The sequence below is a fragment of the Sediminibacterium sp. FW305-C-269 genome (assembly GCF_058231045.1).
The window spans coordinates 728997-753792 of the sequence record NZ_JBIQXQ010000001.1 but is presented as its reverse complement, the minus strand read 5'-3'; the positions used below and the strand labels follow the sequence as shown (position 1 = coordinate 753792).

Annotated in this window: 20 protein-coding genes; 13 read left to right on the top strand and 7 right to left on the bottom strand. The window is 47.3% G+C overall.

Annotated elements, in window-relative coordinates:
* Nucleotides 1-4: 4 nt before the first annotated feature.
* From ACH3Y6_RS03220 to ACH3Y6_RS03170, 11 genes are all read left to right on the top strand, one after another.
* Nucleotides 5-934 (top strand): HlyD family secretion protein, encoded by a 930-nt coding sequence (locus tag ACH3Y6_RS03220; RefSeq protein WP_490834135.1) that lies wholly within the window; start codon nt 5-7, stop codon nt 932-934.
* Nucleotides 915-1838: an ABC transporter ATP-binding protein gene (locus tag ACH3Y6_RS03215; RefSeq protein WP_490834134.1), complete on the top strand. Its 924-nt coding sequence runs from the start codon at nt 915-917 to the stop codon at nt 1836-1838. Before ACH3Y6_RS03220 ends, ACH3Y6_RS03215 begins: the two co-directional genes overlap by 20 nt.
* Nucleotides 1828-2568 carry an ABC transporter ATP-binding protein gene (locus ACH3Y6_RS03210; RefSeq protein ID WP_490834133.1) on the top strand — a complete coding sequence of 247 codons (741 nt, stop codon included), beginning with the start codon at nt 1828-1830 and terminating at the stop codon, nt 2566-2568. The genes ACH3Y6_RS03215 and ACH3Y6_RS03210 overlap by 11 nt, the downstream gene beginning before the upstream one ends.
* A gap of 1 nt (nt 2569) precedes the next feature.
* The gene (locus tag ACH3Y6_RS03205; RefSeq protein ID WP_490834132.1) at nt 2570-3676 is read left to right on the top strand and encodes an ABC transporter permease; all 1107 of its coding nucleotides are present in this window, start codon (nt 2570-2572) and stop codon (nt 3674-3676) included.
* Nucleotides 3673-4791, top strand: coding sequence for an ABC transporter permease (locus tag ACH3Y6_RS03200; RefSeq protein ID WP_490834131.1), 1119 nt, complete (start codon nt 3673-3675; stop codon nt 4789-4791). The genes ACH3Y6_RS03205 and ACH3Y6_RS03200 overlap by 4 nt, the downstream gene beginning before the upstream one ends.
* Nucleotides 4792-4891: 100 nt before the next feature.
* Nucleotides 4892-5962, top strand: a complete 1071-nt coding sequence (locus ACH3Y6_RS03195) for an acyltransferase family protein (protein WP_490834130.1) — start codon at nt 4892-4894, stop codon at nt 5960-5962.
* Between the two features lie 59 nt (nt 5963-6021).
* Nucleotides 6022-7269, top strand: a complete 1248-nt coding sequence (locus ACH3Y6_RS03190; RefSeq protein WP_490834129.1) for a BamA/TamA family outer membrane protein — start codon at nt 6022-6024, stop codon at nt 7267-7269.
* A 36-nt stretch (nt 7270-7305) separates the two neighbouring features.
* Complete coding sequence (locus tag ACH3Y6_RS03185; protein WP_490834128.1) at nt 7306-8523, top strand: MFS transporter; 1218 nt, start codon at nt 7306-7308, stop codon at nt 8521-8523.
* Nucleotides 8524-8620: 97 nt separating this feature from the next.
* On the top strand, nt 8621-8992 hold the full coding sequence (locus tag ACH3Y6_RS03180) for a hypothetical protein (protein WP_490834127.1): 372 nt from the start codon (nt 8621-8623) through the stop codon (nt 8990-8992).
* A 59-nt stretch (nt 8993-9051) separates the two neighbouring features.
* Nucleotides 9052-11097 (top strand): TonB-dependent receptor domain-containing protein, encoded by a 2046-nt coding sequence (locus tag ACH3Y6_RS03175; protein ID WP_490834126.1) that lies wholly within the window; start codon nt 9052-9054, stop codon nt 11095-11097.
* Between the two features lie 151 nt (nt 11098-11248).
* Entirely contained in the window at nt 11249-12064 is an 816-nt protein-coding gene (locus tag ACH3Y6_RS03170; protein WP_490834125.1) for a CHAD domain-containing protein, read from the top strand.
* Here the strand turns inward: ACH3Y6_RS03170 and ACH3Y6_RS03165 are convergent.
* From ACH3Y6_RS03165 to ACH3Y6_RS03150, 4 genes are all read right to left on the bottom strand, one after another.
* Nucleotides 12059-13438 (bottom strand): tyrosine phenol-lyase, encoded by a 1380-nt coding sequence (locus ACH3Y6_RS03165; protein ID WP_490834124.1) that lies wholly within the window; start codon nt 13436-13438, stop codon nt 12059-12061. The genes ACH3Y6_RS03170 and ACH3Y6_RS03165 overlap by 6 nt on opposite strands.
* 15 nt (nt 13439-13453) lie before the next feature.
* Nucleotides 13454-14827, bottom strand: a complete 1374-nt coding sequence (locus ACH3Y6_RS03160) for a tryptophanase (RefSeq protein WP_490834123.1) — start codon at nt 14825-14827, stop codon at nt 13454-13456.
* Between the two features lie 417 nt (nt 14828-15244).
* Nucleotides 15245-16960 (bottom strand): IlvD/Edd family dehydratase, encoded by a 1716-nt coding sequence (locus ACH3Y6_RS03155; protein ID WP_490834122.1) that lies wholly within the window; start codon nt 16958-16960, stop codon nt 15245-15247.
* A gap of 118 nt (nt 16961-17078) precedes the next feature.
* On the bottom strand, nt 17079-18206 hold the full coding sequence (locus ACH3Y6_RS03150) for a SusE domain-containing protein (protein ID WP_490834121.1): 1128 nt from the start codon (nt 18204-18206) through the stop codon (nt 17079-17081).
* A gap of 264 nt (nt 18207-18470) precedes the next feature.
* Here ACH3Y6_RS03150 and ACH3Y6_RS03145 point away from each other — a divergent pair, with 264 nt between their 5' ends.
* On the top strand, nt 18471-19553 hold the full coding sequence (locus ACH3Y6_RS03145) for a WYL domain-containing protein (protein ID WP_490834120.1): 1083 nt from the start codon (nt 18471-18473) through the stop codon (nt 19551-19553).
* Between the two features lie 101 nt (nt 19554-19654).
* Nucleotides 19655-21859 (top strand): TonB-dependent receptor family protein, encoded by a 2205-nt coding sequence (locus ACH3Y6_RS03140; protein ID WP_490834119.1) that lies wholly within the window; start codon nt 19655-19657, stop codon nt 21857-21859.
* A 30-nt stretch (nt 21860-21889) separates the two neighbouring features.
* Here ACH3Y6_RS03140 and ACH3Y6_RS03135 read toward each other — a convergent pair whose 3' ends face one another.
* The 3 genes from ACH3Y6_RS03135 to ACH3Y6_RS03125 form a co-directional block, all read right to left on the bottom strand.
* Complete coding sequence (locus tag ACH3Y6_RS03135) at nt 21890-22411, bottom strand: RidA family protein (RefSeq protein ID WP_490834118.1); 522 nt, start codon at nt 22409-22411, stop codon at nt 21890-21892.
* Nucleotides 22412-22466: 55 nt separating this feature from the next.
* A complete protein-coding gene (locus ACH3Y6_RS03130; RefSeq protein ID WP_490834117.1) occupies nt 22467-22964 on the bottom strand; it encodes a deoxycytidylate deaminase in 498 nt (165 codons plus the stop codon).
* Nucleotides 22965-23032: 68 nt separating this feature from the next.
* Nucleotides 23033-24727, bottom strand: coding sequence for a GMC oxidoreductase (locus ACH3Y6_RS03125; RefSeq protein ID WP_490834116.1), 1695 nt, complete (start codon nt 24725-24727; stop codon nt 23033-23035).
* Nucleotides 24728-24796: the final 69 nt, after the last annotated feature.

Here is a 24796-nt window from a genome sequence, read left to right as displayed (position 1 = left end):
ATACATGAAAAAGTACCTACTTGCGGCAATTCTGCCAGCATTGTTCAGCTGCGGCAAATCCGATTCCGCATTTGATGCACAAGGCGTATTCGAGTCGGAAGAAGTCATCGTTTCTGCTGAAGTACCCGGCAAACTATTGGCATTTCCTGTGAACGAAGGCGATAGTCTGGCAAAAAACCAGGTAGTGGCCTATCTTGATTCTGCCGGTTATCTCCTGCAGCGCGCACAACTGAATGCCACAGTTTCATCCATCAAAGAAAAAACGACAGATGTATCGCCACAGGTGGCTTTGCTGAATAACCAAATACAGGTACAACAGGCCCAGTTAAAGAACCTGCTGTTTGAAAAAGAGCGGATAGAGAACCTGCTGAAAAGCGATGCGGCCACCAGGAAACAACTGGACGATATCAATTTCCAGATAGAATCGGTGAACAAACAGATCAAAGTGACCCAACAACAGGTGAATGTACAGGTTGCCAATGTAAACAACCAGAACAAAGCCATATTAAGTGAACTGGATCCGGTACAAAAGAAAATAGACCAGGTAGCAGATCTTATTAGCAAGACCCGCGTTCACAATCCGGTAAGCGGAACCGTGCTGACCACTTATGCCAGGGAAGGCGAAATGACCGCTGCCGGGAAACCCCTGTACAAGATCGCCAATGTACAGGAGCTGACCTTACGCATGTACATCACCGGAGACCAGCTACCGATGGTGAGGATCGGGCAGCAACTGAAAGTTTTTATTGACAGGGGCAAGCGCTCATACAAAGAATATGCAGGTACCGTATCGGCGATCGCTTCGAAAGCAGAATTCACACCCAAGACCATCCAGACAAAAGAGGAAAGGGCCAACCTGGTATATGCAGTAAAAGTGCTGGTAAAAAATGATGGTGATATCAAAATAGGTATGTATGGAGAAGTTCGTTTCTGAGCAACCGGCCATTGTTGTTTCATCGGTAAGCAAATCCTATACAACGGGTAAGACCTTAGTAAAAGCCCTGGACAATATCAGCTTCGAAGTAGAGAGAGGTTCATTGTTCGGTTTGATCGGCCCCGATGGAGCAGGTAAAACAACCTTATTCAGGATACTGACCTCACTCCTCTTATTTGATAAGGGGCAGGCAATAGTAGATGGGTTTGATGTAAGAGCCGATTACAAAGCCATCAGGAAAAGGATCGGGTATATGCCGGGCCGTTTCTCTCTATACACGGACCTGACCGTTCAGGAAAACCTGAATTTTTTTGCCAGCATCTTTGAAACAACGATCGAAGAAAATTATGACCTGATCAAAGCCATTTATGCACAGATAGAACCTTTTAAGGACAGGAGAGCCGGCAAATTATCTGGCGGTATGAAACAGAAACTGGCTTTAAGTTGTGCATTGATCCATCGGCCTTCCGTATTGTTCCTGGACGAGCCGACTACGGGAGTGGATGCGGTATCGAGAAAAGAGTTCTGGGATATGTTGCAGGCATTGAAGCAGGAAGGCATCACCATCCTGGTATCCACCCCCTATATGGATGAAGCGAACCTCTGTGATAAAGTGGCGCTGATACAGGCAGGAACCATACTGGGCATCAACACCCCGGCGAATATTACACAACAGTTTCCAAAAACCATCTACCAGGTACGGAACAACAATATGCATGCACTGCTGCAGGAAGCGAAACAGTGGCCATTCACAGAACAGGTATATCCCTTTGGCGAATACCATCATGTGGTGATCAGGCCAGGGATAGCAGAACCGGTGTTCCCGCCGGGAATTGAAGCCGGAAGGATCCATCCGGGTATTGAGGACGTTTTCATAGACCTAATGCGAGACCATGAACAGTAAAGCGATCATAGTAGAGAAACTCACCAAAACCTTCAACGGCTTCACCGCTGTTGACGGCATCAGTTTTGAAGTGGAGAAAGGTGAGATCTTCGGTTTCCTCGGAGCCAATGGGGCCGGGAAAACAACAGCTATGAAAATGTTGTGCGGCCTGTCGATGCCCACCAGCGGCAATGCCATGGTTGCCGGGTTCGATGTATACAAAGAGAACGAATCCATTAAAAAGAATATTGGCTACATGAGCCAGAAATTCTCGTTGTATGAAGACCTTACCATTAAAGAGAATATCCGGTTTTACGCAGGCATTTATGGAATCAAACCAGACCTGATCACCAGCAAGACCGCCCTCTTATTGGAGCAGCTTAGCCTGGAAAAAGAAGCCAATATGCTGGTGAAACAGTTGCCCCTGGGCTGGAAACAGAAACTGGCTTTTTCTGTGGCCATCTTTCATGAACCGCAGATCGTTTTTTTAGACGAACCCACCGGCGGTGTAGACCCCATTACCCGGCGGGATTTCTGGAACATGATCTACGATGCTGCAGCCAGGGGAATTACCGTATTTGTGACCACTCACTATATGGATGAAGCAGAGTATTGTGACAGAGTATCGATCATGGTAGACGGACAGATAGATGCGCTTGATACCCCAGGAAATTTAAAAAGCTCTTTCCAGGCAGTCAGCATGGACGAAGTTTTTTTACAGATAGCAAGAAAAGCCAAAAGATCTGAATAACATGAAGCAGTTCTATCATTTTATCATCAAAGAGTTCTATCACATTTTCCGTGACAGGAAAACGCTGCTGATCCTATTGGGCATGCCCATGGCGCAGATCGTGATCTTTGGTTTTGCCCTTTCCAATGAGGTAAAAAATGCACATATCACCATCGTTAACCAATCGAATGGTGCCGCTTCCATGAAACTGGTGCAGAAAATTGAGTCCAGCAAATATTTCGAGACCTATAACCAGACCACCCAGACATCTGACATTGAAAAGATGTTCCGGAAAGGCACCATCAAAGTGGCATTAGTGATACCCCCTGATTTCGACAACGCCATTCTTGCCCAGAACAGCTCAAGGTTACAGATCATTTCAGATGCCACAGATCCCAATGTGGCCACCACGCTTACCGCTTATTTATCCATTATTGTAGCCGATTTTCAAAAAGAGCTGAACCAGCCCAACAGCATCCCTTATACCATCGATGTTGAGACCCGCATGATGTATAACCCACAGTTAAAGGGTGCTTATAATTTTGTACCGGGCGTAATGGCCATGGTGCTACTGCTGGTTTGTACCCTGATGACTTCCTTAACGGTTGTAAGAGAAAAGGAACTGGGCAATATGGAGATACTACTGGCTTCACCGGTAAATCCTCTGATCATCATCCTGGCCAAAGCAGTGCCTTACTTACTGTTATCCATTATCAACATCATCACCATTTTATTGCTGAGTTATTTTGTGCTGGACGTTCCCATAAACGGCAGCCTGGTACTGTTGTTTGCGGTCAGTATCCTGTTCATCCTGGTATCGCTGGCGCTGGGGCTGCTGATCTCGTCGGTGACGGCGTCGCAGAAAGCGGCCATGTTCATTTCACTGATCGCCATGTTCCTGCCAACGGTGATGTTCAGTGGTTTTATTTTCCCTATCGAGAATATGCCTTTACCACTTCGGACCATCTCCAATATCATTCCTGCCAAATGGTATTTCATCATCGTAAAATCGGTGATGATCAAGGGACTTGGTTTTAGTCTGATCTGGAAAGAAGTACTGATCCTGACCGGCATGATGCTGTTCTTTTTCACCATGGCCATCAAAAAATTCAAAATCAGGTTGTCATGAGCCCACTGAAATATATTTTGCAGAAAGAGTTCAAGCAGATCTTCCGCGACCCGGCCATCATCCGTGTCATCTTCATCCTGCCCATCATTCAGCTCATCCTATTACCCCTGGCAGCGGATTATGAAATCAAGAACATCAATATTGCCATTGTGGACCGGGATCACAGCCCCAGTTCCAACAGGCTCATCCATACCATCACCTCTTCCAACTATTTCAGGCTGGTAGAATACAGCAGTCATTTCGGTCAGGCCATGCAGGGTATTGATAACGATAAAGCCGACCTGATCCTCGAACTGCCCAGTGGTTTTGAATCTGAATTATACGCACAAAAGGAAACCAAGGTTTTTTTGGCCGTGAACGCCATCAATGGGGTGAAAGCCAACCTGGGCGCCACCTACCTGAGAAGCATTGTTCAGAATTTCAACAATGATTTCAGGATATCGGTACTCACACCCGGCAGGTTCAACGACCTGCCAGTGATAGAAACCACCTCCTCCAACTGGTATAACCCAAGAATGAATTATACTTTCTTCATGGTACCCGGTATCCTTGTATTACTGATTACCATGATCGGCCTGAACCTGTCTGCCATCAATATTGTGCGGGAGAAAGAGATCGGGACCATTGAGCAAATCAATGTAACACCCATCAGGAAAACACATTTCATCCTTGGCAAGCTCATCCCTTTCTGGATACTCGGACTCGTGGTCATTACCATTGGTTTCCTGATTGCCTGGCTGGTATACGGCATCATTCCATTGGGATCTTACCTTACCATTTACCTGTTTGCGGCCGTATACCTGCTGGCCATTCTCGGTCTGGGTCTGCTGATATCCACGTATGCAGAAAACCAGCAGCAGGCCATGCTGATTTCTTTTTTCCTGCTCATGATCTTCATCCTGATGGGAGGCCTTTATACCAGTATTGATAGTATGCCCGAATGGGCACAATGGATCACCCGGTTCAATCCTGTTGCCTATTTTATTGAAGTGATGCGGAGAGTGGTATTAAAAGGCAGCGGACTGGCAGATATCAGGCAGCCCATACTGATCATGCTGGGTTTTGCCATCGTCATCAATTACTGGGCGGTGTTGAGTTACCGGAAAAGGTCATAAGAACAGGGTATGCCATACGCATACTCACCCCCTTTTACAAGTGGTTTGTTGTTGCATCAGCCTGCTTTTGCCTACATTTAAGTATTAGACCAACTGCACTATGCCATCAACGCTTCCGGTAACCAAGCCTCATTACCTGATTCTCGATGGATTGCGCGGCGTAGCCGCTATCCTGGTGGTGATCTTTCATTTGTTTGAAGCGTATTACCCGGTACCAGCCAACCATCCTATGCACCATGGTTACCTGGCAGTAGACTTTTTCTTTTTATTATCCGGGTTCGTGATCGGTTATGCCTATGATGACCGTTGGGGCAAGATGAGTACCTGGGAGTTCTTCAAGATCCGGCTGGTACGCCTGCATCCCATGGTGGTGATGGGGGCCTTGATCGGTGCCATTGGCTTCTGGTTCGATCCCTTTACTACCGGTCACCAGCAACTGAACCTGCTGCAGCTGGCAGGTATCATGCTGATGGGCATGACCCTGTTACCCGGACCCGATATCCGCGGCTGGGGTGAAACACATCCGCTGAACGGTCCTTTCTGGTCTTTACTGCAGGAATACATCGGTAATATTCTCTACGCCACAGTAGTACGCAAGGCGGGCAGCTTTCTGTTGTGGGCACTCGTCATCATCAGTGCCGCCGTACTGATCTATGTGGCCACCTGGCGCGGAGACCTTGCCACCGGATGGGGATACAACACTTTCTGGATCGCGTTGGTAAGAATGATGTTCCCTTTTTTCGCAGGATTGCTGCTGTTCCGCTCGCGGAAAATATTACGGCTGCCCATGGCTTTCCCGATCTGTTCCCTGCTACTGATCATTGTATTCTTTTTACCTACTTTCCGGCACAACGGCCTCTATGAATCTTTGAGCATCATCCTGGTCTTCCCATTGATCGTTGCCATTGGCGCAGGAGGCAGTGTCAGTGGTTACTGGGCAAAACTTTGTAAGTTTTCCGGCGATATCTCTTACCCCATTTATATTACCCACTATCCATTTATCTATATCTATACCCTTTGGGTTGCAGAAAAAAAACCAGCACCTGCACAGATCATACCCATAGCCATCGGATTGTTTGTATTGTTTGTACTGCTTGCCTGGTTCTCTTTAAAGTTATATGATGAGCCGGTACGCGCATGGCTGAAAAAGAAATTCCTGCTGAAAAAATAAACTACCCGTTACTTTGCATTTTCCTGAACCCTAGTTACCAGCAACGGAACCCTTTTCTCATGCCAGCCAAACAATTGCTTCTTTTTACTAGCCTGTTGTTCTGCTTATTTTCTAGCATCACTGCACAGGTAAACGATAGCGTACCCAAACACAAGAAAAATATTTTCACACTTGCGTTTTACAAACAGCCTGGCAAAGATTCGATGGTTGATTTCGTAGACGGCATCTACCGGGTTTTCATGCCTCGTAAAACAAGGGACTACAGTGAGGATCAGACGGTCACGCATTTTTCTTTTGTACCTGCTGTAGAATACAGTCTCGCTACCGGGTTAGCTGTTTCTGCCAATGCCAGCCTGGTATTACCGGGCAAAACCAATTTCACCAACACATCTACTGTTTTAGGTGAACTGAAGTACACCCAAAATAAACAAATCATCGGACAGCTGGTATCGAATATCTGGTTTCGTAACAATGATTACATACTGAATACGAACTGGTCATACGCCAAATATCCGCAGAAGGATTTTGGCCTGGGGTCCAACAGCGACCTCTCGCGTTTTGACCTGCTGGATTATTCCTATCTGAAAATGCACCAGTCGCTCGTAAGACGGATCTTTCCCAGTTTTTACGTGGGACCTGGCATCGTCCTAGATCATCACTGGAACATCACGGATACCACCACGCTTAACAAACCTCTCACGGGCTTCACCCAATATGGCTTTACGAGCTCGGCCACTTCGGTGGGGATCTCTCTGAACCTCGTGTACGACACACGAAAAAGCATTGTGAACCCTGTGGCCGGCAGTTCCTATGTCAATGTCATTTACCGGAACAACCTCTCTGGCCTGGGAAGCAGCCAGCATTGGCAAAACCTGGTCATCGATGCCAGGAAATACATCGGTTTCCCGAAGAGCAGTAAAAACATCCTGGCTTTCTGGACCTATGGCGTACTTACGTTGCAGGGAAGACCACCGTACCTGCACTTGCCGGCAACCGCATCAGACGTTTTCAGTAATACGGGCCGTGGTTATATACAGGGCCGGTCCCGTGGCGATAAATGGTTGTTTGCTGAATCGGAATACCGTTTTGGCATTACCGAGAACGGCTTCCTCGGCGCAGTGGTGTTTGCCAATGTACAGACGGTTTCTGAACAACCCGGCAAAAACATACAGGGACTAAGACCCGGTTATGGTGCAGGTATCCGCATTAAACTGAACAAACATTCCAATACCAATATTGCCCTTGATTATGGGTTCGGGCAAGGTGGCTCACATGGTCTGTTCATGAATTTGGGAGAAGTATTTTAGCAGGCTTCACTGCTAAATAATGATAACTTTAGGTGCATGAAAAAGATCTCACGCACCGTCTGGATATTATCGTTCGTGAGCCTGTTCACAGATGTGGCCAGTGAAATGTTGTATCCCATCATGCCCATCTACCTTACCTCCATCGGATTTTCTGTTGTATTGATCGGATTACTGGAAGGAATTGCCGAAGCCACCACGGGTTTAAGCAAAGGGTATTTCGGGCAACTGTCAGACCAGTCGCACAAAAGAACCCCCTTCATACAAATCGGCTACGCGTTCAGTGCCATATCCAAACCTATGATGGCCATGTTTGTATTTCCGCTCTGGGTATTTTTTGCCAGGGCCACAGACCGACTGGGCAAAGGCATCAGAACCGGCGCCAGGGACGCCATGCTCTCAGACGAATCCACTCCTGCCACAAAAGGGCAGGTCTTTGGTTTTCACCGTGCGCTTGACACTTTAGGTGCGGCCATTGGTCCATCCATGGCGCTGCTGTACCTGTATTTCTATCCTGGCAATTACCGGATGTTGTTCCTGGTAGCTTTCATACCCGGACTGCTGGCGCTGGGCACATCCCTGTTCTTAAAAGATAAAAAAAGAACGGCTGAAAAACCAGCAGCCAAACCCGTCAGTTTTTTTTCCTTCTTCACTTACTGGAAACAGAGTCCGTCCGGTTACAAAAAAGCGGTGATCGGGTTGTTGTTCTTTTCACTGTTCAACAGTTCTGATGTTTTTTTATTGCTCAAGGTAAAAGAATCGGTGAATGATGATGCCCTGGTCATCGGTGTCTACATATTTTATAACCTGATCTATGCTTTGTTCGCTTATCCTTTGGGGGTCATTGCCGATAAGATCGGACTGAAAACCATACTCCTGACAGGGTTTACGCTGTTTGCCCTCATGTATGCCGGCATGTCTGTAACAAACGACCTCTACCTGTTTTTCGGTCTGTTTGTTCTATATGGTATCTACGCTGCCGCCACAGAAGGTGTGGCAAAAGCCTGGATCTCCAACATGGTAAGCAGCAGGGATACCGCAACTGCCATTGGTACGTTTGCCGGTTTCCAGAGTATCTGTATGATGTTGTCCAGTTCATTGGCGGGTGTCATCTGGTATCGTTTTGGTTCTTCTGTGGCCTTGCTGGTGCCTGCATTGGCTGCGATGATCGTAATTATCTATTTCCTGCTCATCGGCAGGATCAAAACACATGAAACAACGCCGATCCCTGTACCCGATCCCAAGTCGGGCATGTAATTCATTCACTGTTAAGGAATTTTATCACAGATATGACCCTGGTCATATTATCTGCCATATCATGTTTTACCTTTGTATCTGAAATCAGCCCGGTATTTTGAAACAGTTTGCCGTTATATGGATCCTTCTTTCACTGCTGGCCAGCAACTATTCCAGGATGCTGTACTATGCCGACTACCAGTTTAACCGGGAAGTGTACCTGAAGAACTGTATCAACAAGGCAAAACCCAAACTGAAATGCAACGGTCATTGCCAGTTACAGAAGAAGCTGGATCAGGACAGCAGCTCGCAAGACAAACAGGCCCCCGAAAGAAAATCGGGTTTCACTGAAGAAGTGATCAGTTCAAAAAGTTTTTTTGCCACAGTTTGTTTACCAACAGCATTTCATTCAACAACATTCACACACAGGAACATCAATACCACCATTGATGTATCGTTGAATTTGTTTCACCCCCCGCAGGCAGCCTGATCATAGCTGCCCATTTCTGTTCTCTGCTCTGCAGATCTGTTATCTATTAAACAAACATTATGAAAACGAATTTCACAAGCCTCTTTGTGGGGGTGCTTGTACTGTTATTGTATACCCAAACAGCTCCCGCACAAAAAAACAATTTCAACGATTCAACAGCTGAAACCCTTAGTCCCGTAAGTGTATATGCCCTGAAAGGCAAACCCACCCATAAATCCCTGAAACTGACACATGCCGATTGGGTAAAACATGATGCCGGCGAAGTGCTGTTGCAGATACCTGGTTTTTCTTCGATACGAAAAAGCGGCGATTTTGGATTTGATCCCGTATTCCGTGGTTTCAAGTGGGAGCAGGTAAGCATCCTCAACGATGGCGGACTGACCGCACATGCCGCCTGTCCAAACCGGATGGACCCGCCCAGCAGCCAGGTCATGATCAACCAGGTAGAGAAGATCGAAGTGATCAAGGGACCACATAATTTCCGTTTTGGACCTGCAACAGGCGCGGTGGTGAATTTTAAAACGGCAGACCCCATATTCAGTTCGCAAAAAGAGATCTTTGGCAGGATCAATATCGGTGGTGAATCCAACGGAGACATCTTCCGGACAGAAGGACAAATCGGAATGAGGGGCAAAAATACACAAGTGTCATTGGCTGGTTCTTATTCCAACGGGCGGGATTATAAAGATGGTAGCGGCACCATCATTCCGGCTGTATTCAATCGTGGTGCTATCAACCTGAATGCAGCTTACCAGATGAAACAAAACCAGGTGGCTTCTATTAACATCACCCGGAATTTTGCGCGCAACACTTCTTTCCCCACATTGATGATGGACCTGTTAAGCGATGACACCTGGATGATACAGGGTAAATACCAGGTAAGCTCTGCCAACAGATGGTACAGTCAGTGGAACACACAGGTATTCACTTCCTTTGTTGACCACCAGATGGGTAATGGTCTACGACCGGCTTCTGCCACCATGTTAAGTCATGTATTCTCCAATACGCAAACCTCAGGTGGCCGTACAGAGTTCCAGATCAAAAGGAACAACCAGACGATCTACCTGGGTGCCGACCTGAAATATGAATATGCCAATGGCAACCGCACCCGAACCATGATCACCGGTATGATGGCAGGCAAAACATTTACAGATACTTTATGGCAAAAAGCATCCCTGTTACATACCGGTTTCTTTAGCCATTTTGATAAAACCATCGGAAAATATGAATTCACCCTTTCTTCCAGGTTAGACCTGGTTCATGCAAAACCCAATGCAGTGAGTGCCAAATACGCCGGCACCAATACCAACCTGGAAACGGTTGATCTGAATCCCAGCATCAGTGCGGGTATCAACCGAATCTTCTCCAGGTCCTTCCAGGCCGGATTATGGCTGGGCCGGGGCGTGAGAAGTGCCAGTATCACAGAAAAGTTCATCAATTTCATTCCTGTAGGGCTGGATGCCTATGAAGTAGTGGGCAATGCGCAACTGAAACCTGAGGTCAATACACAACTGGACCTGATACTAGCTTATAAAAACCGATCTACCAGTCTGCAGGTAAACCTGTTCGCTTCTTCTGTGAAGAACTTCATCAGTTCGGTGGTCGATCCTACCTTAAAGCCGGTGGTGTCAACAGCACCCGGAGTAAGAAAATTCATCAATATCAGTCAGGCAAGACTGACGGGTTTTGAATTTCACTGGGGGCAGCAGGCTGGCGGCCGCATCCGCAATGAATTCAGCGCTACCTATACAAGAGGGCAGAACCGGGAGTTAGACCAGCCACTTCCCGAGATCAATCCTTTTGAGATCAGGAATAAACTCCAGGCAGATCTGTATAAAAACAAGGTCAACGGTTATATCAGCCTTCGTCATTCGTTTGAACAAAACCGGGTTTCCGCTGCCTTCAGTGAAAAAACCACTGCAGCGTTTACGGTAACCGACCTGGGACTGAATATCAGACCAGCAGCAAAACTGCAGTTCACATTGGCTGTTCAAAACCTGTTCAACCAAACATATAAAGAACACCTGAGCCGCTATATCAATTCCAGCCTGCCACTGAACTCACCCGGCAGAAGCTGGGTGATGATGGCTTCTTACCAATTTTGATTTGTCTTTTCCTGTTATCCGGAAACAGGCCTTATGGGCCTGTTTTCTTTTACCGATCCATGTATAGGAAAACCCCTCTGGTGCTGATATGTAAAAGTTTCCTTTATCGCTTATCTGTTGAAAATGCAGTAACTTTTACCATCGGTTCAACATGCGTAGCAAAACAGAACGATATTATCTGCAAAGGGAAAAAAATATTCTCCGGCATCTGCATGAATTTGAGACTTCAGTCAGTGAAACAGGTTTACACAATTTCCGGGTTGAATTGAAAAAGTTGCGGGCCCTTCTCCGGTTTTTACAGGAAGTATACGGAAAACAGGAAGTAAAAAAGATCAGGAAAGCGGTTGACACTGTTTTCCACGAAGCCGGCACCCTGCGCGAACAACAGTTGTTTGTACTGTGGCTGCATAAAAACAGGCTAACTAAATTGAAGAAATCATATGCAGACGAGCACCTTTTACCCGAAATCTCCGGAACATTGCAAAAGATCCTGAAAGCAATACGAAAAAAACTTTCGGCTGTACTGGAACAGAACAGGAAACTGGTAGCAGCAACCACACAAGGCATTACGGAGGAATATGCGGCCAAACTCAAACACAGGATCGAAAAATGGCTATCGCAAAAACCTGCAGAAGCCGAATGGCATGAACTACGCAAACTGCTGAAGCAATGGCTCTATTCCGTGAACTGGATCGAAAAGCAAAGATCCACCAGTCTCAGCCAGCTCTTCCGATTCAGCGGTCAGTTACAGGAAGCCATTGGCAACTGGCATGATGCTATACATATACATATTACCCTGCTCACCATGAAAGGTCATTTGCCCAAAGACCCGAAAATTCAGAAAGACCATACTGCCGCCTTACAAAAGATAGCTGCCGCCATCAAACAAACAGCGGCTGCGGTACAACAGCTTCTCGAACATCCGGGCCCTGCAGGTAAACGATCACTACCAGCGGTCCATTTATAATTTTTCAAATCTCGCCTGGAAGAAACGCAGGTATTTGGGCTCATAGATCATCTTGAGTCCTTTGATCTTATTTCTCCGTTCATATACCCTTGCAGCAGATTCTGCTATCACATCCATGTGCGCCTGGGTATATACACGGCGGGGTATGGTGAACCTCACCAGTTCCAGTTTGGGATAATAATTCTCTCCATTGGCTTTTCTGCCGGCCGATACAACACCTCTCTCCATTGTCCTTACACCGGAATCGAGGTACATTTCTGCGGCCAGCGTCTGTGCGGGAAAATGATCCTGCGGAATATGCGGCAGGAATTTTTTGGCGTCCACAAATATGCCATGTCCGCCAATCGGTTTTACGATCGGCACATCGTATTCGATCATCTTTTCACCCAGGTAGATCACCTGGCCAATACGGGCTTTGATATGTTCATCACTCACGCTCTCGCGGATGCCGATGGCCATCGCTTCCATATCCCTGCCAGCCAGTCCGCCATACGTGTGCAGGCCCTCATATACCACCACCATATTTCGGGCTTCCTCAAAAACATCCCAATCATTCACCGCCAGGAAACCGCCGATATTCACCAGCGCATCTTTTTTGGCACTCATGGTGGCACCGTCGGTATACGAACAGATCTCTTTTACAATGGATTTGATGGACCGCTCTGCATACCCCTTCTCTTTCTGCTGGATGAAATATGCGTTCTCTGCCACACGTGTCATATCATGGATCACTTTGATGCCATGTTTTTTGGTAAGCGCCCTGAGTTCCTTCAGGTTTTTCATGCTGATGGGCTGTCCACCTGCCATATTCACACTGGTGGCCATGCTTACATACGGGATCTTTTTAGCTCCGTGTTTTTTTATCAGCCGTTTCAGTTTATCAAGGTCAATATTGCCTTTGAACGGGAATTCATTTTCCGGGTCGTGTGCCTCATCGATGATCACGTCCTCAAACTTGCCGCCTGCCAATTCCTGGTGCAGGCGCGTGGTGGTGAAATACATATTTCCCGGAACGATATCCCCTTTTTTGATCAGGATCTTCGAAAGGATATTTTCTGCACCGCGACCCTGGTGTGTGGGGACCAGGTATTTATAACCATACACATCCCGCACCACTTCTTCCAGGTGATAAAAATTGCTACTGCCGGCATAGGCTTCGTCGCCCAGCATCATACCTGCCCATTGGCGGTCGCTCATGGCAGAAGTGCCACTATCGGTAAGCAGGTCGATATACACATCTTCGGAACGGAGTAGAAACGTGTTATACCCAGCTTCTTTCATGGCTTTTTTCCGCTGGTCGGCTGTTGTCATCTTTAACAGCTCCACCATTTTTATCTTATAGGGCTCAGCCCAGCTTTGTTTGATCTTTTTCATATTACAGCGTTTTAATTATTGAATGGGTTTGAGTTTGGCCGTAAAGTGACGCAGCATCGGCGCTTCCTCCACTATGGAAAGTCCTTTGATCCTGCCCCTGTCGCGGAACACTTCGATGATCACTTCGGCCACATAATCTATATGGCTTTGCGTATATACCCTTCTGGGTATAGCCAGCCTGACCAGCTCCAGTTGTGCAGGTACCATTTTTTTATCTGCATCATATTTACCGAACATCAGGGAGCCTATCTCTACGCTACGGATACCACCATGTACATACAAAGCCCCTACCAATGCCTGGCCGGGATACTGATCGACCGGGATATGTGGTAGAAATTCTTTGGCATCCAGGTAAATGGCATGTCCGCCCGCTGGCTGCATCACGGGTACGCCTGCAGCGATGAGTTTATTGCAGAGGTATTCGGTACTGCAGATACGGTATTGCAGGTAGTGTTCATCCATCACTTCGGTTAGTCCTATGGCAATGGCTTCCAGGTCGCGGCCGGCCAGTCCGCCATAGGTAGGAAAACCTTCTGTCATGATCAGCATATTGCGGCATTGCTGTGCCAGCGCTTCATTGTGCATGGCCAGGAAACCGCCGATATTGGCAAATGCATCTTTTTTAGCACTCATGGTGCAGCCGTCCGCATAAGAGAACATTTCACGTACAATTGCAGGAATGGTCTTATCGGAATAACCTGTTTCCCGCTGTTTGATGAAATAGGCGTTCTCCGCAAAACGGCAGGCGTCGATGAAAAGCGGGATACCATGTGCCTGGCAGATGCTCCGCACTTCCCGGATATTCTGCATACTCACAGGCTGACCACCACCCGAGTTATTGGTCACGGTGATCACACACAGCGGGATCTTGGCAGCACCTTTCTCCTGTATGAATTTTTGCAGGGCAACCGTATCCATATTGCCTTTGAATGGCGCCGGTATGGATGGATGTTTGCCTTCTTCACAAACCATGTCGATGCCTTCAGCCCCCGAGTATTCAATATTCGCACGGGTGGTATCGAACAGGGTGTTGCTTACCATGTATTTTCCTTTACCACCGAGCAGGCTGAAGAGGATCTTTTCGGCGGCCCTTCCCTGGTGTGTGGGAATGACCAGTGGCAGGCCCGTGATGTCCTGTATCATTTTTTCGAAATGAAAGAAACTGGTGCTGCCGGCATAGGACTCATCGCCCTGCATCATGCCGGCCCATTGGTTACTGCTCATGGCACTGGTGCCGCTGTCGGTAAGCAGGTCTATCAGCACCTGGTCGGCATGAATCAGAAAAGGATTGTAATAAGCCTGCTCCAAAATGGTCACCCTTTCTTCGCGGGTGGTAAAATAGATCGGCTCTACGGATTTGATCCGAAAAGGCTCGATGATCGTTTTCATATGTATCGTTTAGGTGGTATACCTGCGGGAATAACCAGACAGGTATCAATTACCCGCTACAACAAACAGAAGCTGTAAGGCAATAGCGGTGATCCATCAATATTCAGGAGAAAGGCAGTGACATATTTGCGGATGCAATTCACTGCAAAAAGGGGATGCATTCAGGAAGGACGGCTGATGATATTTTTCCAGAGTTGCATAGTGTAAAGTTCCGCAATTTTTGATAATAAAAAATTTTATCTGGCTGTATGGAAGGGTATTGCAGGCTTAAGACTTTTCGGCTGGAAGCCGGGGGATAGGCGTCACTCGGCAGAGCCGAGCGACTGCTCAGAGATGCCTTTGATCTCGGCTGTATAGACGACGACACAAAAAAGCCCGCAAAATATATTTCTGCGGGCTCTATACAGCAAACAAAGATCAGTGTGAATCCCGGGTGACCTGGCTGCCCGAACCTCCTTTCAGGAAATCCATATCGGCCCCCAGGTGTGCCTGCTCCACATGTGTCTGGTAAAGATGCACATATCCGCGGGTCTCCATTTTTTCTTTCAGTTGCCAGCTGGCCCTGCGTTTAGCCAGTTCTTCTTCAGGAACCAGCAGTTCCAGTTTGCGGTTTGCCACATCCAGCCGGATGGTATCCCCGTTCTGCACCAGCGCCAGCGGGCCACCCACGGCTGCTTCGGGAGATACGTGCAGGACCACGGTTCCGAAACCAGTTCCGCTCATTCTTCCATCGGAGATACGGACCAGGTCCGTAACCCCTTTCTCCAGTAATTTTTTGGGCAGGGCCATATTGCCCACTTCGGCCATTCCGGGGTACCCCTTGGGCCCCACGTTCTTTAATACCATGATACTGCTGGCATCTATTTCCAATTCCGGATCATCGATCCGTGCATGGTAGTCTTCGATGTTTTCAAAAACCACCGCTTTACCGGAATGCTGCAGCAGGTTGGTGCTGGCAGCAGAAGGTTTGATGACTGCCCCATCCGGTGCCAGGTTACCTTTGACCACGATGATGCCTGATTCGGGTTTGAACGGGGCAGACAGGGTACTGATGATGGTCCTGTCGTACACTTCGGCCTTGCTGCAGTTCTCACCCATGGTTTTGCCATTCACTGTAATGGCATCGGTATGTATGATCGAAGACATTTCCCTGATCACGGCGGGCAAACCTCCCGAGTAGTAGAGGTCTTCCATATAATTCTCTCCGGAAGGTTGTATGTTGGCGAGTAACGGGATGCCCTGTGAGTGTTTGTCAAAATCATCCAGGCAAAGGTCTACCCCGATCCTTCCCGCAATGGCCAGTAAGTGGATCACAAAATTGGTGGAGCCACCGATGGCCGCATTCACCTTGATGGCATTTTCAAAGGCTTTACGGGTAAGTATCTTAGAAAGCGTAAGGTCTTCTTTCACCATCTCCACAATTCTGCGGCCCGATAACTGGGAGAGCACTTTCCTGCGGGCATCAGCTGCCGGGATAGAAGCATTGTTGGGTAAGGATAATCCGAGTGCCTCTACCATCACAGCCATGGTGGATGCTGTACCCATTACCGCGCAATGACCCTGGGTACGGGCCATGCAGGCTTCTGCCTCTACGAATTCCTCCTGTGTAATCTGACCCAGTTTATGGGCAACATCAAAACGCCATACATCGGATGTGCCAATATCTTTTCCTTTCCAGTGGCCTTTTAACATCGGCCCTCCGGAGATCACCAACGTGGGAATATCCACGCTGCAGGCGCCCATCACCAGAGAAGGGGTGGTCTTATCGCAGCCGCAAAGCAATACCACAGCATCCACCGGGTTGGCCCGGATGGATTCTTCCACATCCATACTCACCAGGTTGCGGTATAACATGGCCGTAGGTTTTACCAGGGTTTCGCCCAACGACATCACCGGAAATTCCACCGGGAAACCGCCAGCTTCCAGCACTCCTTTTTTAACGGCTTCTGCCAGGTCGCGGAAATGCGCATTGCAGGGGGTAAGCTCACTCCAGGTATTACAGATACCTATCACGGGTTTACCTTCAAACATATCCTGGGGTATGCCCTGGTTCTTCATCCAGGCACGGTAAATAAAGCCGTCTTTACCCTTACGGCCAAACCAGTTACGGCTTCTGAGTTGCTGCTCTTTCATGATCGGTATTTCGGAATAGATGGATAAGGGAGAATGATACTATCCTCCGCAGGTTTTCTTCCCGAAAATACTTTTTATTTTCCGGAACCACCGGCTAAGCAGGCTTAAAAGAAGGGCATTAATTGGGTTCCTGCACATGTGTGGGATCTCTCCTGATTACACTACAAGCATAATTACCCGCTACAGAGAGGTTAAGGGTAACGGTATAAAACCCATCCACATTGATGTCGAAATCTTCTCCGTTATAATCAGGTTCAATATACCCTTTATTGTGAATATGCCCAAAGCTGATCGTATTGCCGTCATTGGCCCTGATCCGGAAGGATCCTTTTTTCAAAGGCAGGGTAACCGTCCAGGAAAGGGTGACAGGATTGAACTTCATCACATGATCCACAGAAGCGCTGTCCGGCAACGCCGATCCAAAGATTTCCCAATTCGAGATCTTGGTGTATTGCCAGGTATTGTTATCCGCATTCATCTTAATCCGGTAAACACCCGGACCTTCCCGAAGGGTAAAAAAAGCGCCTCCGAAACCCACTTTATCACTACCGATATAGTAATAGGTCTTTATCGGATCCCATACTTCTGATTTCACCATCAGGAATTGTGGGGTAGGATTACTAAAATTTACAAAACCCTCATACACACCATTACTGGCTTTTGATACGATATGTGGCGCCGTATTCACTTTCCAGTTTTCGTAATTACCCGGTAAATGGATCACATTGGGATAGCTGTAATCCTGGAACCTCAGGTAAGTGGTCACTTTCAGTGCAATGGCGTTCGAGTAAACAGGAAATTTTGAATTGGGCATATCTGCACGAACCCGCAGTTTGATCATATCGGAAAAACCGGCTTCAATCAGTTCTGTCATGTGCTGGTTCAGGTGTTCTACCGTAATATTCAGGCTTCTCTCCCAGGTAGAATCAATGATGGCAGAAGCCATAAAATCGAATTCCACGAGTGAGTACTCCACAGAATACAGGGTTCCGGGGGTAGCTGCCACACCAGTAGGTTCCCAGCTGAGTTGTAAGATACTGTTACTGGCATTGTTCTGCAAAAGGGTCACCTGCGATTGGGAAACATGAAACTCGATGGCATTGTTATTCGTGGCTGTAACATTTACTTCAGGTTCAGGTCGCGTGATTGTTTTCCCGCAGGATAAAAAGAATACAAAAACAGGAAATAAGAAAAGAGGTGCCAGGTAACCAGGTATAATTGCTTTTTTCAGTAATGCGCCTGCCATAATAGATCCCTTGATTTATGGTGTCGTATATAAATAATTTTAAAATAGTGCTTTTATAACAGCATTCGTCCCGTTTTGTTTACCCGGGCTACCTTTCTGGAGGAGTTATCCGGTGTTGAACAAAAAAGCCACTTTGAAGAATCAGGCATATCCCCCAATAGTACCTGCTCTTCTCAGTGGCTGTATCTTCTGCCACCTGCCGGTGGCCCTTGAATTTCAGGTAAATCTAAGGCTGGTTTCGTATTCCTGTGAATAACAGTTGTTATGTTTGTAATTAAAATACAAACGATGACCCAGCTGGAACGTATCCATTTCATCTATACCTTACTGGAAGAAGCTCCACAGACCATTAACCAAATCCATGAGCGGCTGGTGCAGAAAAATGTAGATCTGGGTGCACGTCAGTTATACCTGGACCTCTCCCAGATAGAAAAATACTATCTGCGGAAAGGCGAACAGCTTCTATGCAGCAACGGACAATTCAACCGAAAGACCTACCGATTGGTAAAACCATCTGAAGAGATCAAACTTACTGCCAGGGATATCACTACTTTTCAACTGGCCAGGTCCGGCTCACCCCGGATATTGCAGCAGAACCGGAAAGAATCGATGAGCAAATTCAGGAACGTGTACAAAGAGTTCATCAAGATCAACAGCACATTCTACTCTTTCATGTCCGAAGAGCAGAATACCCGTTCTTTTTTTTACGAATCGGCTTTTGACAATGCTTATGATGACACACTGGATGATATTATCTGGTCGATTGCGAATTACACCATTCTTACCATCAAACAGATCAGCGGCGATGCCACTTCGATTCCTAAAAGACTCCGGTTCCCGATCGCATTCAAACCCTTGCTGCTGATATTTCACCGGGGCAACCATTTTGTTGCGGGTTACGAGAGCGAACGTTCTGTTTTTCTGGCAATCGATATCTCCAAGATCAGGGAGTATTCTCTCACCAAAAAAACCTTCGCTTTCAAAAAACTGGTGGCTTCTTCCAAAGCTGACATACAGAAACGTTTTGGCGTTACGCAGAACATCGATGAGAAGATATATAAGATCGAACTCGAATTCGCCTCACAAACAGGAGAATTTGTCTCTCATTATTTCTGGCACGGCAGTCAGCAGTTCAGGATAATGGACAACGGCAACTGGCTCATGAGCATGGAATGCGGCATCAACCGTGAGTTGCTGGGGTGGATTTTTCAGTGGATGAGCAATGTACGCATCCGGAAGCCCAGGATACTGAATAACCTGTACATGGAACAGTTAGCAAAGATCAATGCAAGCTATGATGAAAGCAGGGTCTTCAGCTATCACAATGTTTTTACAGAACCGTCATAAAAAAGTCATAGATCGGTTTTCCTGTTTTCGTAAAGTGTTTTTCCCGATTGCGGGAGACAGCAGCAGGGTGCGAAAATACCTTCGCATCCTAAAACCAACCTATGTGTAAAAGATTTGTTACCGTATCACTGCTTAGTTTCCTGATTTCCAATGTACAAGCTCAATCTTCGCATATCCCAAAAGATAGTTTTTCACTGAAGCTCAACAACCTGCCTGATATCACCGTGGTAGGTCGTAACAGCAAAAGTGATATTCAGCAGATGCCCGAGATCGTGGGTACTTCTATCTATGCAGGCAAAAAGAACTCGCTGGTGGTACTGGATAATGTACAAGGTAATGTTGTCACCAATAACATGCGCCAGGTGCTGGCCAAAGTGCCCGGCATCCATATCTGGGAAAGCGATCCCAGTGGTATCCAGATCGGTATCGCCGCCCGCGGACTGAGTCCGAACCGCAGCTGGGAGTTCAATGTTCGCCAGAACGGTTATGATATTGCCGCCGATCCTTTCGGATATCCTGAAGCGTATTATAATCCCCAGTTACAGGGGGTACAAAGGGTAGAGATCATTCGCGGACAAGGATCATTGCAGTACGGGCCACAGTTCGGCGGTATGGTAAATTACATTCTCCGCAATGGAAGTGAGATCAATAAACCCTTCGAATTTGAAACGCAACAGACCGTAGGAAGCAATGGCCTGTTCAACTCTTACAATGCCATTGGCGGTAAAAAAGGTAAGATTCATTATTATACCTTCTTTGATCACCGCAACGGTGATGGCTGGAGAGAGAACAGCCGTTATTATACCAATGCGGGTTATGGCACAGTCACCTATTACCTTACACCCAAATTCTCTTTAACCGCCGAAATCATGCGCTCGCATATACGCAGCCAGCAGGCTGGCGGTTTAACAGATGTACAATTCAGTCAGGATGCAAAACAAAGCCTGCGTGCACGTAACTGGTTTGACATCCTGTGGACCACTCCTGCCCTGATTGCCAATTACCAGATCAATGAAACCACCCGCTGGAATACCAAACTGTTTGCCACCATCGGCGACAGGAACAGTGTGGGCTTTACTCCGGCCATCACGGTGAAAGACAGCATCAATGCCGCAACACAGAATTACAATAACCGGGTACTGAATGCAGACAGGTACCGGAACTACGCACTGGAGAGCAGGATCATCACTGATTACCTGTTGGGTAATATGAAGAATACGCTCTCTGCCGGTATCCGTTTATACACAGGAAGCACTTTCCGTCAGTCGAATGGCAAGGGAAGTACCGGTAGCAATTACGATATGCGACCGATAGACACTTATCCTACAGATATCCGTTTCGACTCCCGTAATGCAGCAGCGTTCGCAGAAAATATTTTCCGCATCACTGATAAACTGTTATTGATACCAGGCATCCGTTACGAATGGCTGGAAGGCACTGCAGCAGGGCGCAATGGTTTCACCAGTACCGGAACGCCCATAGAATTACAGAATATCAAAAGAAGCCGCAGCTTTTTGCTGGCAGGCATTGGTAGCGAATTTCATATTGGCAAGGGAACAGAATTGTATGCCAACTATTCACAGGCATACCGGCCCATCCAGTTTGCTAATCTGCAGGCACCACCTTCAACAGATGTGGTAGACCCCAACCTGAGCGATGCCAAAGGATACAATTTTGATCTGGGTTATCGTGGAAAGGTTAAAAGTTTCCTGCAGTTCGATGTAAGCGTCTATTATCTTTCTTACCAGAACCGGATCGGAACCATTACGCCAGCAGGCGCCACTTATCGTCTGATCACCAATGTGGGTAACAGCATCAGCAAAGGTTTCGAAGGCTTTGTGGAATTCAATCCCATCAAAGCATTTACACCCAGCAATACAACAGATATCCTGTTATTCGCTTCCTACAGTTATACCGATGCCCGTTACAGCAACGACCATAAAGATGCGGCCACCAAGGGCAAACAGGTAGAGAACGCACCCAGGAATATCCTTCGTTTTGGTATTTCTGCAGGTTACAAATCATTCCTGCTGACAGGACAGGTAAGTTACAGCGACAAAACATTCAGTGACGCGAACAATACGGTTACCCCAACCGCTAACGCACAGAATGGTTTGATCCCTTCTTATACCATTACCGATATCACCGCTTCTTATAAACTATCGAAAGACCTTTCTATCAAATCAGGCATCAACAACCTGTTCGATACCAGGTATTTTACCCGGAGAGCGGGTGGTTACCCCGGACCCGGTGTGCTGCCGGGAGATGGAAGAACCTTTTTTATCTCTGTTGGAGCGAAACTCTAGATTTGCAAAAAAGAGGCCTTCGGGCCTCTTTTAATTTTCTACCTCTACCACCATTTCAATTTCTACTGCCATATTAAAGGGTAAGGATACCATACCTACCGCGCTGCGTGCATGTTTCCCCACATCGCCGAATACGGCTACCATCAGGTCGGAGAAACCATTGATCACTTTGGGTTGATCGGTAAAACTTTCCGTACCATTTACCATACCCAATACTTTTACGATACGTTTTACTTTACCCAGGTCGCCCACCGCCGCTTTTAAAGTGGCCAACAATGAAATACCGGTGAGTTTGGCTGCCGCGTAACCTTCCTCAATACTCAGGTCCTTACCTAACTTCCCGGTAATATAACCTCCTTTGGTTTTGTCTTCCGGACCGTGTCCCGACAGAAAAACCAGGTTACCGGTACGAACAAACTTCACATAGTTGGCCACAGGGGTACCAACAGCCGGCAAAACGATACCCATTTCCTTCAGCCTGGATTCAGGGGTTTGGGCTTTGGATACCTGTGCTATCAACAGCAGCAAGATGATGGTCAGTGTATTTTTCATATGAGGCGAATTGCGGGATAAGTGGGAATACCATCAGTGTGCTATTCCTGTGCATTTATACATCTTTCTCATCAAATGATAACACCAGCGTGGAAAGAGAGGTCTGCACTTTACGGCAACGCACACCGGCTCTTTCCAGCATCAGCCTAGAAGCTTTCGCCGGATCTGTACTTTCATATTTGTCCGACAGATAGATCACTTCTGTGATCCCCGCCTGGATAATGGCTTTGGTACATTCGTTACAGGGGAATAATGCTGTATAGATCTTGCAACCGCGCAGATCCATTCCAATATTGTTGAGAATGGCATTCAGTTCTGCGTGGCAGACATAAGGATATTTGGTATCCAGGAATTCACCCTGTTTTGACCAGGGGAATTCATCATCGCTGCATCCCAGCGGCAGGCCATTGTAACCGGCACCAACGATCTTGTTCTTATCATTCACGATACAGGCGCCCACCTGTGTACTCGGATCCTTGCTTCTACGGGCCGATAACAGGGCCACACCCATAAAATACTCATCCCAGCTGATATAGTCTTGTCTCTTTTTCAAAATGACAGGTATTGATAACGATGATTACGAATGTAGCATAAAATATCGCTCCTGAAATAGCCAGGTAGTCACAGGATGCCTTTTTTGAAAAGACCGGCAGCATGATCGGCCGCCCTTGCGGTCAATGCCATGTATAGAATGGATGGACTCTGGTTACCGGTGCTTGTCATGCAGGCCCCATCGGTCACAAATACATTCTGGCAATGGTGTAATTGGTTCCACTCGTTAAGCAATGAAGTGGCGGGGTCCTTGCCCATGCGGCAGCCTCCCATTTCGTGTATATCAAGTCCGGGGGGCTGGTGATTGTCGTTAGCCACAATATCATACACCCCCGCCTTCGTAAACATGGCAGTGGTCTGCTCTATGAAATCTTTTACCATTTTATCATCGTTCTCATCATACCCGACCGATACCACCAGCTGCGGGATGCCGTAAGGATCGGTCTTGTCTTTACTCAAACGAACCTGGTTCTCTGCTTTCGGAATGGTCTCTCCCTGCATATAGGCATATACATGCCAGCCGCCTGGTTCCTGCATGGCTTCTTTAAAAGCTGCACCAATGGTCTTCGGGCTGGTAGTGGTATCGAACTTTTCCCGATAGGCACCTGCAAACGTGGTATACCCACCCACAAAATCCGTATCCTTTTTATCCAGATTACGGTAGTTGGCAATAATGGTTTCTGTTGGATTGCGTCCATAAAAATAACGATCCAGATAACCGTCAATACGCCCATTCAGATAGGCGCGGTAATTATGATGACAGATATACTTCCCCAGCAAACCGGAATCATTACCCAGTCCATTGGGGAAACGACCGGAGACCGAGTTCAGCAGGATCAGGTTCGTGTTCAGGGCCGAGGCATTCACAAAAATGATACGGGCGCTGTATTCGGTCACAGCTTTGGTATGTGCATCGATCACGCGAACCGACCTGGCTTTCTGCAGGGTTTCATCGTAGCGGATGGAATGTACCACAGCATCGGTCAGTATGGTCAGGTTCCCTGTTTTAGCAGCCCAGGGTATGGTAGATGATACGGAACTGAAATAACCACCCAGCGGGCATCCGCGCATACAAAGGTTTCGCGATAAACATTGTGCCCGTCCCTGCTCCAGGTGTATCGGTTGTGGTTCTGTGATATGCGCCCAACGGGCATGCACCAGGTGCCTGCCGAATTCCTTGTGCAATACTTCTTTCAGGTGTGCTTCTACACAATTCAATTCAAAAGGTGGCAGAAATTCTCCGTCTGGCATAGAGGCAATACCGTCCCTGTTACCACACACACCAATGAACCGCTCTACATGCGAGTACCAGTCAGCTACATCTTTGTAACGGATGGGCCAGTCGAAACCGTAGCCAAACCGTTGCGGGCCGGTAAATTCATAATCGCTCCAACGCTGGCAGGCTCTTCCCCAGATAAGTGATTTACCGCCCAGCTGGTAACCACGTATCCAATCGAACGGTTTTTCCTGTATATAAGGTTGAATGGCATCTTCTATGAAAAAATGAGCATTGTCCTCTCCAAAACCCGCTGAACGTGTGATCAGCGGATTCTTTTTCCGGAATGCCTGTGTGATGTTTCCCCGATGCGGCAGTTCCCAGGGTGCTTTGTTGGCAGTGGGGTAATCTTTGATATGCTCCACTTTCCTTCCCCGCTCTATCAGCAATGTCCGTAAACCTTTTTCACACAGTTCTTTGGCTGCCCAGCCACCGCTGATGCCTGAGCCGATCACGATCGCATCGTATGTGTTCCCATTGTCTGCCATAACCTGAAAGAAGTGGTTAACACTTCCTGCCAACAAGGTAAAAAAAAACAGGCAAAAAGAATTTTCTGC

Excerpts from the sequence above, each read along its gene's own strand:
- ACH3Y6_RS03220 (WP_490834135.1), top strand. The coding sequence starts at position 5 with ATGAAAAAGTACCTACTTGCGGCAATTCTGCCAGCATTGTTCAGCTGC.
- ACH3Y6_RS03170 (WP_490834125.1), top strand. The coding sequence starts at position 11,249 with ATGCGTAGCAAAACAGAACGATATTATCTGCAAAGGGAAAAAAATATT.
- ACH3Y6_RS03145 (WP_490834120.1), top strand. The coding sequence starts at position 18,471 with ATGTTTGTAATTAAAATACAAACGATGACCCAGCTGGAACGTATCCAT.
- ACH3Y6_RS03150 (WP_490834121.1), bottom strand. The coding sequence starts at position 18,206 with ATGGCAGGCGCATTACTGAAAAAAGCAATTATACCTGGTTACCTGGCA.
- ACH3Y6_RS03140 (WP_490834119.1), top strand. The coding sequence starts at position 19,655 with ATGTGTAAAAGATTTGTTACCGTATCACTGCTTAGTTTCCTGATTTCC.
- ACH3Y6_RS03165 (WP_490834124.1), bottom strand. The coding sequence starts at position 13,438 with ATGAAAAAGATCAAACAAAGCTGGGCTGAGCCCTATAAGATAAAAATG.
- ACH3Y6_RS03205 (WP_490834132.1), top strand. The coding sequence starts at position 2,570 with ATGAAGCAGTTCTATCATTTTATCATCAAAGAGTTCTATCACATTTTC.
- ACH3Y6_RS03190 (WP_490834129.1), top strand. The coding sequence starts at position 6,022 with ATGCCAGCCAAACAATTGCTTCTTTTTACTAGCCTGTTGTTCTGCTTA.
- ACH3Y6_RS03175 (WP_490834126.1), top strand. The coding sequence starts at position 9,052 with ATGAAAACGAATTTCACAAGCCTCTTTGTGGGGGTGCTTGTACTGTTA.
- ACH3Y6_RS03135 (WP_490834118.1), bottom strand. The coding sequence starts at position 22,411 with ATGAAAAATACACTGACCATCATCTTGCTGCTGTTGATAGCACAGGTA.
- ACH3Y6_RS03200 (WP_490834131.1), top strand. The coding sequence starts at position 3,673 with ATGAGCCCACTGAAATATATTTTGCAGAAAGAGTTCAAGCAGATCTTC.
- ACH3Y6_RS03195 (WP_490834130.1), top strand. The coding sequence starts at position 4,892 with ATGCCATCAACGCTTCCGGTAACCAAGCCTCATTACCTGATTCTCGAT.
- ACH3Y6_RS03155 (WP_490834122.1), bottom strand. The coding sequence starts at position 16,960 with ATGAAAGAGCAGCAACTCAGAAGCCGTAACTGGTTTGGCCGTAAGGGT.
- ACH3Y6_RS03215 (WP_490834134.1), top strand. The coding sequence starts at position 915 with ATGGAGAAGTTCGTTTCTGAGCAACCGGCCATTGTTGTTTCATCGGTA.
- ACH3Y6_RS03160 (WP_490834123.1), bottom strand. The coding sequence starts at position 14,827 with ATGAAAACGATCATCGAGCCTTTTCGGATCAAATCCGTAGAGCCGATC.
- ACH3Y6_RS03185 (WP_490834128.1), top strand. The coding sequence starts at position 7,306 with ATGAAAAAGATCTCACGCACCGTCTGGATATTATCGTTCGTGAGCCTG.
- ACH3Y6_RS03210 (WP_490834133.1), top strand. The coding sequence starts at position 1,828 with ATGAACAGTAAAGCGATCATAGTAGAGAAACTCACCAAAACCTTCAAC.
- ACH3Y6_RS03125 (WP_490834116.1), bottom strand. The coding sequence starts at position 24,727 with ATGGCAGACAATGGGAACACATACGATGCGATCGTGATCGGCTCAGGC.